This window comes from Synechococcus sp. CBW1002 (assembly GCF_015840915.1).
Taxonomy (GTDB): Bacteria; Cyanobacteriota; Cyanobacteriia; order PCC-6307; family Cyanobiaceae; genus CBW1002.
In genome coordinates this window covers 950715-964358 of sequence record NZ_CP060398.1, presented here as the reverse complement: position 1 = coordinate 964358, position 13644 = coordinate 950715, and the positions used below count along the sequence as shown (strand labels likewise).

14 protein-coding genes are annotated in these 13644 nt (G+C 64.8%); 7 read left to right on the top strand and 7 right to left on the bottom strand.

Features of this window, described 5'->3' with window-relative positions; translation table 11 throughout:
* Window positions 1-12 precede the first annotated feature (12 nt).
* On the top strand, window positions 13-804 hold the full coding sequence (gene rnc / locus H8F24_RS04560; RefSeq protein WP_197171158.1) for a ribonuclease III: 792 nt from the start codon (window positions 13-15) through the stop codon (window positions 802-804).
* A 72-nt stretch (window positions 805-876) separates the two neighbouring features.
* On the opposite strand, the gene H8F24_RS04555 is transcribed toward rnc, so the two are convergent.
* Window positions 877-1056, bottom strand: a complete 180-nt coding sequence (locus H8F24_RS04555) for an NAD(P)H dehydrogenase subunit NdhS (RefSeq protein WP_197158089.1) — start codon at window positions 1054-1056, stop codon at window positions 877-879.
* 66 nt (window positions 1057-1122) lie between these two features.
* On the opposite strand from H8F24_RS04555, the gene rimM reads away from it, so the two are divergent.
* Window positions 1123-1665 carry a ribosome maturation factor RimM gene (gene rimM / locus H8F24_RS04550; RefSeq protein WP_197171156.1) on the top strand — a complete coding sequence of 181 codons (543 nt, stop codon included), beginning with the start codon at window positions 1123-1125 and terminating at the stop codon, window positions 1663-1665.
* Window positions 1666-1768: 103 nt separating this feature from the next.
* Window positions 1769-3247, top strand: coding sequence for a mannose-1-phosphate guanylyltransferase/mannose-6-phosphate isomerase (locus H8F24_RS04545; protein ID WP_197158093.1), 1479 nt, complete (start codon window positions 1769-1771; stop codon window positions 3245-3247).
* Window positions 3248-3310: 63 nt separating this feature from the next.
* Here the strand turns inward: H8F24_RS04545 and H8F24_RS04540 are convergent, their stop codons facing one another.
* A complete protein-coding gene (locus H8F24_RS04540) occupies window positions 3311-3577 on the bottom strand; it encodes a hypothetical protein (protein WP_197171154.1) in 267 nt (88 codons plus the stop codon).
* Window positions 3578-3895: 318 nt separating this feature from the next.
* Between H8F24_RS04540 and H8F24_RS04535 the strand changes: the two genes are divergently transcribed.
* Window positions 3896-5410, top strand: a complete 1515-nt coding sequence (locus H8F24_RS04535) for an IS66 family transposase (RefSeq protein ID WP_197170082.1) — start codon at window positions 3896-3898, stop codon at window positions 5408-5410.
* On the opposite strand, the gene H8F24_RS19185 is transcribed toward H8F24_RS04535, so the two are convergent.
* The 5 genes from H8F24_RS19185 to psaC all read right to left on the bottom strand — a co-directional run bounded on the left by H8F24_RS19185 (window position 5301) and on the right by psaC (window position 9767).
* Window positions 5301-6257, bottom strand: coding sequence for an IS3 family transposase (locus tag H8F24_RS19185; RefSeq protein ID WP_231598224.1), 957 nt, complete (start codon window positions 6255-6257; stop codon window positions 5301-5303). The two genes, H8F24_RS04535 and H8F24_RS19185, sit on opposite strands and share 110 nt — an antisense overlap.
* Window positions 6258-6276: 19 nt before the next feature.
* The gene (locus H8F24_RS19180; RefSeq protein WP_231598098.1) at window positions 6277-6564 is read right to left on the bottom strand and encodes a transposase; all 288 of its coding nucleotides are present in this window, start codon (window positions 6562-6564) and stop codon (window positions 6277-6279) included.
* 34 nt (window positions 6565-6598) lie between these two features.
* Window positions 6599-7201 carry a hypothetical protein gene (locus tag H8F24_RS04525; RefSeq protein ID WP_197171152.1) on the bottom strand — a complete coding sequence of 201 codons (603 nt, stop codon included), beginning with the start codon at window positions 7199-7201 and terminating at the stop codon, window positions 6599-6601.
* 114 nt (window positions 7202-7315) lie between these two features.
* A complete protein-coding gene (glmS, locus tag H8F24_RS04520) occupies window positions 7316-9331 on the bottom strand; it encodes a glutamine--fructose-6-phosphate transaminase (isomerizing) (RefSeq protein ID WP_197171151.1) in 2016 nt (671 codons plus the stop codon).
* A 190-nt stretch (window positions 9332-9521) separates the two neighbouring features.
* A complete protein-coding gene (gene psaC, locus H8F24_RS04515) occupies window positions 9522-9767 on the bottom strand; it encodes a photosystem I iron-sulfur center protein PsaC (protein WP_007099573.1) in 246 nt (81 codons plus the stop codon).
* A 164-nt stretch (window positions 9768-9931) separates the two neighbouring features.
* Between psaC and acpP the strand changes: the two genes are divergently transcribed.
* The 3 genes from acpP to tkt all read left to right on the top strand — a co-directional run bounded on the left by acpP (window position 9932) and on the right by tkt (window position 13498).
* The gene (gene acpP, locus H8F24_RS04510) at window positions 9932-10174 is read left to right on the top strand and encodes an acyl carrier protein (protein WP_197158099.1); all 243 of its coding nucleotides are present in this window, start codon (window positions 9932-9934) and stop codon (window positions 10172-10174) included.
* A gap of 8 nt (window positions 10175-10182) precedes the next feature.
* Window positions 10183-11430, top strand: coding sequence for a beta-ketoacyl-ACP synthase II (gene fabF, locus H8F24_RS04505; protein WP_197158100.1), 1248 nt, complete (start codon window positions 10183-10185; stop codon window positions 11428-11430).
* Window positions 11431-11491: 61 nt separating this feature from the next.
* A complete protein-coding gene (gene tkt, locus H8F24_RS04500; RefSeq protein WP_197171149.1) occupies window positions 11492-13498 on the top strand; it encodes a transketolase in 2007 nt (668 codons plus the stop codon).
* Window positions 13499-13644: the final 146 nt, after the last annotated feature.

The following is a 13644-nucleotide window of genomic DNA, read 5'->3' as shown; positions in this document are numbered from 1 at the left end:
TGAGCGCCACGCATGCCTGCGAAGCCCCGGCCGCCTGCCCCGCCGTCGCTCCCGCTGCACCGCCAGAAGCAGCTTCTCGCCTTCCTGCGTCAGCTCGAGCTCGACCCCACCGCTGCCGGTGGACCCGGAGACGATGCCGCCACGCTGGCCCCGATCGAGGAGGCCCTGACCCACACTTCCGCCGGCCGGCCGCAGCACCACGAGCGGCTGGAGTTTCTCGGTGATGCAGTGCTGCGACTGGCGGCGGCGGAATATCTGCAGCGGGAGCATCCCGATCTGAGCGTGGGTCAGTGCTCAGCCTTGCGCGCCCAGCTGGTGAGCGACCGCTGGCTGGCGGAGCTGGGGGAGCGCTGCGGCCTGGAGGATGTGGTGCGGATCGGCGCCATGGCCGAGGGCGACCTCGCCGGCCGCCGCACCGTCCTGGCCGAAACCTGCGAGGCCCTGATCGGTGGCCTCTACGAAAGCTGGGGAGGGAGTCTTGAGCCTGTGCATCTCTGGCTGGATTCCCACTGGCAGCACACCACCGCCGCGCTGCTTGCTGATCCGGATCAGCACAACTGGAAATCGGCCCTGCAGGAATGGAGCCAGGGCCAGTCCCTGGGCTTGCCCGTCTACCAGTGCCAGGAGCGCAGCCGCCGCCACGCAGACCCACGGCGGTTTGTGTGCCGCGTCAGCCTCGCTGGCTCCACCGCCACCAATGGGGCGGAGGAATCCCTGGGTGAAGGCTGGGGGGGCTCCCGTCGTGAAGCTGAGCAACAGGCCGCCAGGGCCGCTCTGCAGCACATTCGCAGGCAACAGTGCTGAAAGCACTGCCCGCAGGACAGTCAGTGCACGACGCGCAGCGTCAGCAAGGGAGGCACAGGCAAAATGGAAACGTCACTCCTGGGCCAGGGCAGTCAGCGGCATGGTCACGAGCTTGTCCCAGTTGCCGCCTTCAAACAGCACCGCCGCCCGGCTGCCGCTGATCCGCTGCACAAAGCCTCGGTAACCGTTGTAGATCGAGCGGGCGTCGTTCACCACCACAGTGGAGCCGGGCAGGATCGGAAGGTCAGCCATGGAAGAAGCCCGGAGCGGGCCGGCGCGTGGCGTCATTATCGGGGGTTCGGGGGCAGGACACAGGCGATGAGCGAAACCGAGCTGCTCGTGGTGGGCCGGGTGGTGGCCGCCCAGGGCCTGCAGGGGGAGGTGCGGGTGCTGCCCCTGAGCGATTTCCCGGAGCGGTTCACCCGCCCCGGTGCCCGCTGGATGAAGGGTCGCCAGGGCCCACCGCGGCAACTGGTGCTGCAGCGGGGCCGGCAGCTGCCGGGCAAGGAGCTGTTTGTGGTGTGCTTTGAGGGCATCAACAGCCGCGAGGCCGCTGAGGCGCTGGTGGGCGACGAGATGCTGGTGCCCGCCAGCGACCGCCCGCCGCTGGCCGATGGTGAGTTCCATGTGCTCGATCTGGTGGGGCTGGAGGTGCGGCTGCTGCCGGACGGGGAGGTGATCGGCACCGTGCGCGACCTGATCCATGCCGGCAATGACCTGCTGGAGGTGGAACGCACCGCTGGCGGAGACTCGGCGTCCCGCTCCCTCCTGATTCCGTTTGTGGAGGCGATCGTTCCGGAGGTGAACCTCACCGAAGGCTGGATCGGCCTGACCCCGCCCCCCGGCCTGCTCGATCTCTGAGGCGACACCTCATGAGGCTTCAGGGTTGATGCCTCCCCGGTGGCCTGGAGCGACAGCGGTTCCGATTGAATGGGAATCCCCCACATCCGCACCGGGACATTCCATGGCGCCCTCCTCCTCCGCCCCCCTGGTGCCGGTGATCCTCTGTGGTGGCACCGGCACCAGGCTGTGGCCGCTGTCGAGGGCGAGCTACCCCAAGCAGTACTGGGCCCTGGCGGGTGATGCCGAGGAAACGTTGCTGCAGCAGACCCAGCAGCGGCTGGCGGGTCTGCCTGGGCTGGCAGCGCCGCTGTTGATCTGCAACGAAGATCACCGCTTCATCGTTGCTGAGCAGATGCGTCAGATCGGCGTGGAACCGGCGGCGATTCTGCTGGAGCCGGTGGCGCGCAACACGGCTCCGGCGGTGGCGGTGGCGGCGCTGCAGGCCACCAGCCGTGGTGAGGACCCCCTGCTGCTGGTGCTGGCGGCCGATCACGTGATTCGCGATCTGACCCGCTTCCGAGCCACGGTGCTGGCGGGCATCCCGGCGGCGGCGGCAGGCCAGCTGGTCACTTTCGGGATCGTGCCCAGCGCTCCGGAAACCGGCTACGGCTACATCGAAGCCGAGGCCCAGGAGCCGATGGCGGCCGGTGAGATTGCGGCCCCGCTGCCGATCAGACGATTTGTCGAGAAGCCGGATCGGGCCACCGCTGAGCAGTTCCTGGCCAGCGGCCACTTCACCTGGAACAGCGGCATGTTTCTGTTCCGTGCCAGTGCGATTCTGGCGGAACTGGACCGGCTGGCCCCGGAGGTGGTGAGTGCCTGCCGGGCGGCCCTGGATCACGACAGCAGCGACCTGGAATTCCTGCGGCTGGAGCGTGAGGCCTTCGCCGGCTGCCCGAACGTGGCGATCGATGTGGCGGTGATGGAGAAGACGAAGCTGGGAGCCGTGCTGCCGTTGGCGGCGGGCTGGAGCGATGTCGGCAGCTGGAGCGCCCTGTGGGAAACGGCCGACCAGGACGAGGCGGGCAACGTGCTGCGGGGCCGGGTGATCAGCCAGGACAGCCGCAACTGTTATCTGCGCAGCGAACACCGGCTGGTGGTGGGGCTGGGGGTGGACGACCTTGTGGTGGTGGAAACGGACGATGTGGTGCTGGTGGCCCATCGGGACCGGGCCCAGGACGTCAAAGGGGTGGTGGGGTTGCTGGAGCGCGCCGGTGCGCCGGAAAGCAAGGCGCACCGGCGCATCTACCGGCCATGGGGCCATTACGACGGCGTCACCGAAGGGGAGCGCTGGCAGGTGAAGAAGATCCAGGTGAAGCCCGGTGCCAGCCTGTCGCTGCAGATGCACCACCACCGGGCCGAGCACTGGGTGGTGGTGAAGGGCACGGCGATGGTGGAGAAGGACGGTGTGGAGGAGCTGGTGGGGGAGAACCAGAGCACCTACATCCCGCTGGGGGCCAAGCACCGGCTGAGCAACCCGGGCAAGATTCCTGTGGAGCTGATCGAGGTGCAGAGCGGCCCCTACCTGGGCGAAGACGACATCGTCCGCTTCGAGGATCGCTACGGCCGCAGCGAAAGAAGACTGGGAACGCTGGCCTGAAGTCTATGTCCCAGGAAGCAGGCGGTCGCAAGAGCAGGCTTGAATAGGCATCGGTTGAAGATGTCAGTCATACATTTGGGCATTCTTGACCCTTTCCAGCCAGCCGCACTGATCCAGGGACGAGTGGATTTTCTCCATGATCAGAGCTTTTTTCGCGGCGTTTACGCCAAGATCATTTTCCACTGGGAACTGTTGAAAAGAATATTTTCCCTCGTTTTCCAGGCCTAGCATTCCCAGGACATCGTCAGAGCCGATCAGCTCTTTGAAGCCGACAGCCTTGACGAATCCCAGTGCGTGCATTGCTTTCAGGAATGGCGTGTGTTCAGCCACCGAAAGAACGGAGCTTCCTGGAAGAGTGCTCTCAAGCTCTGACTGTGACTGAATGTATTCGCGGGGGGTCTGTGCAGGGTGAGGTGGGTGCCTTTTATTGGACAGGTTTGGTCCCTGACATCGTTAACCCTGGGCGGGAGGGACAGGATTCGTTCTCAGTGTAGACCTCATGGGGAGTTCGACCTCCCAGAGAGCTGTGGGGCCTTACATGGCAGGTACCCGTTCAGGAGTCGGGACAGCTCGCAACGAACATCGGGCTTGCTGAACCCTTGACGGTGGCTTGATTCCTGGTTGCATCTCAGTAAGAGACTCCTTGCGATGACCACCCCACCGGCCGGGATTTCAGAAGCCGATTGGGCCGCCACCCCGGTGGGAGTGAAGGCTGGATTTCTTGAGCTGGTCAGTCAGTGCCAGAGGCAGCAACAGGAGATCGAGCAGCTCCGCATCCAGCTCACCGCCCTGGCGACCGAACTGGCCCATCTGCGCGAGCGGATCGGCCGCAGCTCCCGAAATTCTTCCAAGCCTCCCTCCAGTGATGGCCAGGGGTTTAAGCCGCCCGAACGACGCAAGGGCAGTGGCCGCAAGCGCGGCGGCCAGCCGGGCCATCCCGGATCTGGGCCGGAGCTGCTGCCGATCGAGCGGGTGGATGAGGTGGTCGAGCACCACCCCCAGGCCTGCCGCCGCTGCGGCACGTTGCTACAGGGTCAGGATCCCGAGCCCTTGAGGCACCAGGTGATCGAGATTCCACCGATCACGCCTCTGGTGATCGAGCACCGGCTGCACCGCCTGGTCTGCCCCTGCTGTACCACCAGCACCTGTGCCTCGTTACCGGCGGAGGTGGAAGTAAGCCATTACGGTCCCCGGCTCAGTGCTCTGGTGGGTCTGCTGGGTAGTGCCTTCCCGTTGAGTTTCAGCAAGACCCAGGCGCTGCTGGATCAGCTGCTGGGGGTACAGATCAGCCGGGGAGCGATGGCCACTATCCGCCAGCGCTTGAGTGCAGCACTGGAGCAGCCCATGCAGGAGGCCCTTGCGTTTGCCCGTCAGCAGTCGGTGGTCTATGTCGATGAAACCGGTGCCCCCACCGGTAATGCCGATGGGGGCAACCCCGATGGCCGGCGCGGCTGGGAGTGGGTCATGGTGACCGCCATGGGGGTGACAGTGTTCTTGCAGAGCCTGAGCCGCTCGGCTGCCGCCGCGATCGACCTGCTCGGGAATGCCTTTGGCGGAATTGTGGTGAGCGATCGCTTCTCCGCCTACAACCATCTCCCGCTGGAGCAGCGCCAGCTGTGCTGGGCGCACGTGATCCGCGATCTCACTGCCATCGCTGACCGTCAGGGCGCCAGCGGTGAGATTGGAGCGGAGCTGCTGGGCCTGCAGCAGCAGCTGTTTGCCCAGTGGCACCGCTACAAAGACGGAACGATCGACTGGTCCACGTTGCAGCAGGGCTGTCGGCCGATCCGCCAGGCGTTTGTGGGCACGCTGCAGCGGGTTGTGGAGCTGGGCTGCCAGCGCGGCGAGCGAACGCCGTGGGCCAAGACGGTGCGTACCTGCCATCAGTTGCTGCAAGTGAGCGATGGCCTCTGGACCTTCCTGGAGATTGAAGGGATCGAGCCCACCAACAACGCAGCCGAGCGTGCCCTGCGCCATTCGGTGATTCAGCGCAAGATCAGCCATGGCGTCCAATCCCGCCAGGGTGCGATCTGCCGCAGCAGGCTGCTCACGGTCACCACCAGCCTGCGGCAACAGGGCCGTGATATCTGGCAGTTCCTGGAGCAGGCCTTGATCGCCCATCATCGCGGCGGTGAGATGCCATCGCTGTTGCCGAATCCCTGAGCCGGCCGTCATCGATCGTGGTGTCTGTGGTTGCTCGTTGATCAGCGATCAAGGGTGGAATGCTGCGCTGCTGCGTAACGGCCCCTGAACGGATACCATGGCAGTACCTCCACAGAAAGCGGGCCAGGCTGATTTCTGCCTCCCAGCCATCGCTGTAGGCACGTAGGTACACCTCCTCGTACTTGACTGTGCGCCACAGCCTTTCCACCAGGATGTTGTCATAGCAGCGTTTCCTTCCGGACCAGCTGATCCCGATTTTCTCGGCTTGCAGCCTTGCCACGAAGTCCGTGGAGGTGAACTGGCATCCTTGGTCGGAGTGGAAGATCTGTGGCTTGCGGCCAGCCCCCAGCGCCACGTCCAGGGCTTCCAGGCAGAATTCCGTGTCAAGGCTGTTGGAGAGTTTCCAGCTGAGAACATTCCTGGAGAAGAGATCCACGATCGCCACCAGGTAGAGAAAGCCTTTCTGAAGCGGGATGTAGGTGATATCAGTGGCCCAGACCTGATCCACTGCCGTGACCAGGCTGAGATCCACCAGGCAGGGGAAGCGCTCGGATGGATGACCCGGAATCGTCGTGCGCGGTTTCTGGTAGATCGCCCGTAAACCCATGCGGCGCATGAGGTTTCGCACCCGGTCACGGCTGATCGGGATCCCATCTCTGGCCAGATAGCCCACCATCCGGCGGCTGCCGCAGCAGGGATCCTCCAGGTAGAGAGTATCGATCCTGGCCATGATCCGCAGCGTCGATTCCCGCGCCGGTGTGGGCTGGTAGTACAGCGTGGATCGAGGCAGCCCCAGCAGCGCACATTGGCGGCTGACACTGAGCTCAGGGTGGTCGTGATCGACCAGCTTGCGCAGTTCATGGGCATCAGAGCAGCTGAGACTTTTTTTTGAGCCATTCCAGCTCCATCTGGAGCCGGCCGATCTGCTGGAACAGCTCCGCTTCCTTGGCCTGCCCCTCGTCCTTGTCCTTGGTCTTCTTGCCCCTGGTGAACAGCTCGCTGGCGCCGTCCAGCAGCTGCCGCTTCCACTGGCTCACCTGGATTGGGTGAATAGCGTGATCAGCGGCGATCTCCTGGATCGTCTTGCGGCCACTGATCGCCTCCATGGCGACCCTGGCCTTGAACTCGGGGCTGTGAGTGCGGCGTTTGCTCATCGGTGGGAGCCCCTTTCAGGGGCGGTGCCCCGCCTCAGAGGTTAACGATGGGCCCTGTCCAGAAAAACCAGACCACCTCAGGGAGGCCGCCTGCAGTTCTTTGGAAGGATGTACGACTATATTTTGAAGCCAAGTAAGAAACGGGCTCTCGCAGGCAAACCACAATCCGAGGCGTGATCCCCGCCGCTGTGCAAGCCTTGGCCAGGGGGTGAACAGGAAAGACCACGTCGCGACCCGGATCTACCAGATGCGATCCATTCAGGGATGCAGCCGTATCCAGCAGGCGCTCAGTCGACAACAGAACGCTGCCGCCAACCGCAACACGCACAAGGCGACTGATCGCCTCCGAAAGAAAAGCCCTGACCGCATCCTCCCGCGGGGGCGACTCCAGGGCAAGGTGGAAAGACATGGTCAGGATGTATCGGAGTGCCTGCTCTCGAAGCTCCTGGGTCATGCCACCTGCGGGCAGCCCCGCAAAGAATTGCCCGGCATCACGAAGGCCCCACGAATGAATCAGTGCGCTGTGATGGGGTCTTTTCCCGCAATAAGAAGAGTTTTGAATGTGCGGGAAAATATATTTCTGGAGAACAGTGGTGCCGGTTCTGGGGGCGCCAATGTGCAGGGTGATTTGAGCCACGACCTCCCTCGCATTGCATCACGCCACCATAAAAGATGGCGATTGCGTCAGAATCTGCATCGACGCTCGCTGGGGCTTGCGCCTGTCAGGTGAACGTATTGATTACCAGCCAGGTTATTCCACCGTGACGCTCTTGGCCAGATTGCGCGGCTGATCCACGTCCAGGCCCCGGTGGGCAGCGATGTGATAACTGAGCAGCTGCATCGGGATCACGGTGAGCAGGGGGCTGAGCATCTCCTCCACCTCTGGCATGGGCAGCAACTGGTCGAACAGGGTGGTGTCCGGGCCTTCAGGAGCCACGCCGATCAACTGGGCATCGCGGGCCTTGGCCTCCTGGGCATTGCTGAGCACCTTCTCGAACACCGGGCCGGGCATGGCGATCGACACCACAGGCACCCGGGCATCGAGCAGGGCAATCGGGCCATGCTTCATCTCGCCGGCCGGATAGCCCTCGGCATGGATGTAGCTGATCTCCTTGAGTTTCAGGGCACCCTCCAGCGCGATCGGGTAGTTGATGCCCCGGCCCAGGAAGATCACGTCCTGGGTGTCGGCGAACAGGTGGGCCAGCTCCTCACAGCGGCGGTCGTGGTCGTTCACGAGGTCCTGGAGCAGGGCCGGGATCTGGCGCAGGTCTTTCGCCAGGGACCGCAGCCGTTCCGGGGGGCAGCCGGCCCGACCGCCGCCACGGCGCTCCGCGAAGGCCAGCGCCAGCCCATAGAAGGCCAGCAGCTGGCCGAGGAAGGTCTTGGTGGCCGCCACCCCCACTTCGATGCCGGCGCCGATGTCGAGGATGTGGGGCACCAGACGGCCCAAGGAGCTCTCCGGACGGTTGGTGATGCCCAGCAGCTTCGGGGCATAGGCCGGATCGGCCACCAGCCGGCGCCGGTCCCGCTCCATCGCCAGGGCCGCCAGGGTGTCCGCCGTCTCGCCGGACTGGGTCACCCCGATCGTGAGCGTGTGGGGGACCAACGGCGGCGGTGCATACCGAAATTCGCTGGCGTAATAGACGCTGGTGGGGATGCCGGCCAGCTGCTCCAGCAGGTGGGCTCCCACCTGGGCGGCATGGCGGCTGGTGCCGCAGGCCAGGATCTGGATCCGCTCCACCTCCTCATAGACCACCTCATCCAGCGGTAGGGCCACAAGGGCCAGCCCATCGGCACCGGGCCCCGCCCCGCCGCCATCGTCCTGAGACTCTGGCCTGGGGTGCGGCAGGTGCCGGGCCACCCACAGGGCCGCTGTTTCCGGTTGTTCATGGATCTCCTTGAGCATGAAGTGGCGGAAGCTGCGCTTGTCGGCCACGTGCTCGGTGCCGCTCAGCAGCGATGGGGTGCGTTCCACCCGCTCCCCCTGGGCGTCGTAGAGCTCAATGCCCAGGGGTGTCAGCAGCGCCACCTCGCCATCCTCAAGCGGCAGGATCGTGCGGGTGAATCCGGCCAGGGCTGGGGTGTCGCTGGCGCAGAGGAATTCCCCCTCGCCCAGGCCGATCAGCAGCGGCGCGGCCCGCCGGGCCACCACCAGGGCCCCAGGAGCCTCGGCCCAGACCAGGGCAAGGGCATAGGCGCCCTGCAGCAGCGGCAGCACGTCCTGCACCGCCTCGAGCAACAGCCGCCCACCGATGCGGCGGCCCTGCTGGCGGAGTTCCGCCAGTCGCCTCGCCACAAGGTGGGGAATCACCTCGGTGTCGGTGTCGGAACGGAACACAACGCCGCCAGCTTGAAGCTCCTCCCGGAGGCTGCGATGGTTCTCGATGATGCCGTTCTGGACCACCGCCAGACGGCCGCTGCCATCGAGATGGGGATGGGCGTTGCGCTCCTCCGGCTTGCCATGGGTGGCCCAGCGGGTGTGGCCGATGCCGCAGTGGCCCGGGGCCCCATCGGCCTCGTAACGGGCTGTGAGATTGACCAGCTTCCCCTCAGCCCGGAGGCAGTGCAGCAGGCCTTTCGTGCTGGGCACATCCGAGGATGTGGCGCCATCCACGCAGCCGGCATTCACCGCGGCCGCGTCTACGGAGAGCGCCTCCACAGTGGCGATGCCGGCCGAGTCATAGCCGCGGTATTCCAGCTGTCGCAGCCCTTCCAGCAGCTGGGGAGCCACCTCCCGCGATCCGATCAGGGCAACGATGCCGCACATAGGGGCGTCTGCAGCGGGAAGGGCAAAAAAAAGCCCGGCGGTGGGCCGAGCTGAGCTTATTGGGAGCCGATTCTTTCAGATGGCTTGCGGCAGTAGCATGGAGACCGCATTCCCTCAGGAAGGCCCTCTCTCTGCCGCACTGCGACAAGCTGATTGGTCGCTGAGCTGAAGCTGGCTGTTCAGCTCCAATTCAGTAGGCCAGGCCCATGGAGCGGCTGGTCTCATCGCCCAGGTATACGCGGATTGAGAGGAAGTCCGTGGGGCAAGCGGTTTCACAGCGCTTGCAGCCGACACAATCCTCGGTGCGGGGAGAGGACGCGATCTGGCCGGCCTTGCAGCCATCCCAGGGCACCATCTCGAGCACGTCGAGGGGGCAGGCGCGCACACACTGGGTGCAGCCGATGCAGGTGTCGTAGATCTTGACGGCGTGGGACATGTGCCTCGGTGCGGAGGTGGCCGGTAACGAACGGCGTGGCCACGAACGTACCCACACCGGCCGGAGAGCAGGTCGGCGGGGCGCGAGGCCGTCACCCTTGTTCATAAGTCCGAGGGGGGCGGTTCAGGGCGACCCGTAGGATGCGGCCTCCCTCCCCAGCGGCCATGTCCCAGGAAGCGATCTTCGAGAAAGTCCGTTCGATCGTTGCCGAGCAGCTCAGCGTCGACGCCGGCGAGGTGAAGCCCGAATCCAACTTCCAGAACGATCTGGGCGCCGACTCGCTCGATACCGTCGAGCTGGTCATGGCCCTGGAAGAGGCCTTTGACATCGAGATTCCCGACGAGGCTGCCGAAGGCATCACCACGGTCGGCGATGCCGTCAAGTACATCCTGGACAAGCAAGCCTGAGGCGATTGATGGTGGAGGGATTCCACCGCGTCGTCGTCACAGGTCTCGGCGCGGTCACACCGATCGGAAATGACGTTTCCCAATACTGGGAAGGGTTGAGCGCTGCACGTAATGGGGTGGCACCGATCACCCTGTTCGATGCGGCGCGCCATGCCTGCCGCTTTGCTGCGGAAGTCAAGAACTTCGATTCCAAGGGTTGGCTGGAGCCCAAGGAAGCCAAGCGCTGGGACCGGTTCTGCCAGTTCGGTGTTGTGGCGGCCAAACAGGCCGTCGGCCATGCCGGCCTCGTGGTCGACGAGAGCAATCAGCACCGCGTCGGCGTTGCGATCGGCTCCGGCGTGGGCGGCCTGCTGATGATGGAGACCCAGGCGCACGTGCTCAAGGATCGCGGGCCGGATCGGGTCAGTCCCTTCTGCGTGCCGATGATGATCCCCAACATGGCCACCGGCCTCGCGGCGATCGCCCTCGGCGCCAAGGGACCGAGCACCGCCGTGGCCACGGCCTGCGCCGCCGGCTCCAACGCCATCGGCGATGCCTACCGCCTGATCCAGATGGGTCTGGCGGACGTGATGATCTGCGGTGGTGCCGAATCGGCGATCACGCCCCTGGGTGTGGCTGGCTTTGCCAGCGCCAAGGCGCTTTCGTTCCGCAACGATGATCCCGCTACTGCCAGTCGCCCCTTCGACGCCGAGCGCAACGGTTTCGTGATCGGAGAAGGATCGGGAATTCTGGTCCTGGAGAGCCTGGAACACGCCAGGGCCCGCGATGCTGAAATCCTGGCCGAGGTTGTGGGGTACGGCATGACCTGCGATGCCCATCACATCACCTCCCCATCTCCGGGAGGCGTTGGAGGCGCTGAGGCGATGCGGCTGGCCCTGCGCGATGCGGGCCTCGAACCCGAGCAGGTCGACTACGTCAACGCCCACGGCACCAGCACCCAGGCCAACGACAGCAACGAGACATCGGCCATCAAGGCGGCCCTCGGTGATCATGCCTACCGGATTCCGGTGAGCTCCACCAAGTCGATGACCGGCCACCTTCTCGGCGGCAGCGGTGGCATCGAGGCCGTGGCGGCGGTGCTGGCGATTGGCCACGACCTCGTACCCCCTACGATCAACTACCAAAATCCGGATCCGGCCTGTGATCTGGATGTCGTTCCCAATCAGGCCAGGGAACAGAAGCTGAACGTGGTGCTCTCCAATTCCTTCGGTTTCGGTGGTCACAACGTCTGTCTCGCCTTCCGTCGGATGCGCTGATCCCGGCTCTCCCGGGCCCGGCCCACGGACTCCTCTACCCCTTACCCCTTTGCTGCCACCCATGGTCGTCGCCACCCCCACGTCGGTCGAAAGTCTCTGCATCAACAGCATCCGCTTCCTTGCGGTCGACGCGATCAACAAGTCCAACTCGGGCCACCCCGGCCTGCCCATGGGCTGCGCGCCGATGGCCTTCGCCCTGTGGGACAAGGTGCTGAAGCACAACCCCCGGAATCCGAAATGGTTCAACCGGGATCGCTTCGTGCTGTCGGCCGGCCACGGCTGCATGCTGCTGTACGCGCTGCTGCACCTCACCGGCTACGACTCAGTGAGCCTCGACGACATCAAGCAGTTTCGCCAATGGGGCTCCAAGACTCCGGGCCACCCTGAAACCTTCGAGACCCCCGGGGTTGAAGTCACCACCGGACCCCTGGGTCAGGGCATTTCCAATGCGGTGGGCCTGGCGATCGCCGAAGCTCACATGGCCGCCAAGTTCAACAAGCCCGGCTGCACGCTCGTTGATCACACCACCTACGTGATCATGGGTGATGGCTGCCATCAGGAGGGCGTCAGCAGCGAAGCCGCCTCCCTGGCCGGCCACCTGGGCCTGGGCAAGCTGATTGCTCTCTACGACGACAATCACATCACCATCGATGGCAACACTGCGGTGTCGTTCACCGAGGATGTGCTGAAGCGCTATGAAGCCTATGGCTGGCATGTGATTCATGTGCCCGACGGCAACACGGATGTGGCCGCCATCGCCAGGGCCATCGAAGAGGCCAAGGCGGTCACCGACAAGCCGTCGATGATCAAGGTGACCACCACGATCGGCTACGGCTCTCCCAACAAGGCCAACACCGCCGGGGTTCACGGCGCAGCCCTCGGCGCCGACGAGGCCGAGCTGACCCGCAAGGCTCTTGACTGGAGCTACGGCGCTTTCGAAGTGCCTCAGGAGGCCTACGACCACTGGCGCCAGGCGATCAGCCGCGGTGAAGCCGCCGAAGCCAAGTGGACCGCCAACCTGAGCGCCTATCGCAGCCAGTACCCGGCTGAAGCCGCCGAGTTCGAGCGGATGCTGCGCGGTGAACTGCCCCAGGGCTGGGACGCCAAGCTGCCCGCCTACGCCGCGACGGACAAGGGTCTGGCCACCCGGCAGCACTCCTACAACTGCCTCAACGCCATCGGCCCTGCCCTGCCCGAGCTGATCGGCGGTTCCGCCGACCTGACCCACTCCAACCTCACCGACATCAAGGGTGAGGCCAGCTTTCAGAAGGGCGGCGAAGCTAATCGCTACCTCCACTTCGGTGTGCGCGAGCACGCCATGGCTGCGATCCTCAATGGCATCGCCTATCACGGCAGTGGCCTGATCCCCTATGGCGGCACCTTCCTGGTGTTTGCGGGGTACATGGTGGGCGCCATGCGCCTTTCGGCCCTCAGTGAACTGGGTGTGATCTACGTGCTGACCCACGATTCGATCGGCCTCGGCGAAGACGGCCCCACCCATCAGCCCGTGGAGACCCTGGCCAGCCTGCGCTCGATCCCCAACCTGCTGGTGATCCGCCCTGGTGATGGCAATGAAACCAGCGGCGCTTATCAGGTGGCGGTGACCAACCGCAAGCGCCCCACCGTGCTGGCCCTCAGCCGGCAGGCCATGGCCAACCAGGCCAACTCCAGCGCCGCCGCTGTGGCTAGGGGTGGATACATCCTGGAAGACAGCAACGGCACCCCCGAGCTGATCCTGATCGGCTCCGGCACCGAGCTTGAGCTCTGCACCAAGGCCGCTGCCCAGCTGCGCGCCGACGGCAAGAACGTGCGCGTTGTGTCGATGCCCTGCGTGGAACTGTTTGAGGAGCAGGACGCCGCCTATCGCGACAGCGTGCTGCCGGCGGCCGTGCGCAAGCGTCTGGTTGTGGAAGCCTCCAGCTCCTTCGGCTGGCACAAAGTCGTGGGCCTCGATGGCGACACTGTCTCGATCGACCGCTTCGGTGCCTCGGCTCCTGGTCCTGTGTGTCTGGAGAAGTTCGGTTTCACCGTGGACAACGTGGTGGCCAAGGCCAAGGCTCTGGGCTGATCCGTTGAGAAGCACATACTGAGACGCCACCCTGTCCCAGAGCAGGCCCTGCCAGACATGCGGGGCTTGTTCTGGGCAAATTATTCATCAATATTGCATGCTAGCCTCTTTATATCTTCGCAAGAGATGCTTTTGTGTAGGCTTGA

Coding starts and splice junctions, on each gene's coding strand:
- rnc (WP_197171158.1), top strand. CDS start 13: ATGCCTGCGAAGCCCCGGCCGCCTGCCCCGCCGTCGCTCCCGCTGCAC.
- H8F24_RS04555 (WP_197158089.1), bottom strand. CDS start 1,056: ATGGCTGACCTTCCGATCCTGCCCGGCTCCACTGTGGTGGTGAACGAC.
- rimM (WP_197171156.1), top strand. CDS start 1,123: ATGAGCGAAACCGAGCTGCTCGTGGTGGGCCGGGTGGTGGCCGCCCAG.
- H8F24_RS04545 (WP_197158093.1), top strand. CDS start 1,769: ATGGCGCCCTCCTCCTCCGCCCCCCTGGTGCCGGTGATCCTCTGTGGT.
- H8F24_RS04535 (WP_197170082.1), top strand. CDS start 3,896: ATGACCACCCCACCGGCCGGGATTTCAGAAGCCGATTGGGCCGCCACC.
- H8F24_RS19180 (WP_231598098.1), bottom strand. CDS start 6,564: ATGAGCAAACGCCGCACTCACAGCCCCGAGTTCAAGGCCAGGGTCGCC.
- glmS (WP_197171151.1), bottom strand. CDS start 9,331: ATGTGCGGCATCGTTGCCCTGATCGGATCGCGGGAGGTGGCTCCCCAG.
- psaC (WP_007099573.1), bottom strand. CDS start 9,767: ATGTCCCACGCCGTCAAGATCTACGACACCTGCATCGGCTGCACCCAG.
- acpP (WP_197158099.1), top strand. CDS start 9,932: ATGTCCCAGGAAGCGATCTTCGAGAAAGTCCGTTCGATCGTTGCCGAG.
- fabF (WP_197158100.1), top strand. CDS start 10,183: ATGGTGGAGGGATTCCACCGCGTCGTCGTCACAGGTCTCGGCGCGGTC.
- tkt (WP_197171149.1), top strand. CDS start 11,492: ATGGTCGTCGCCACCCCCACGTCGGTCGAAAGTCTCTGCATCAACAGC.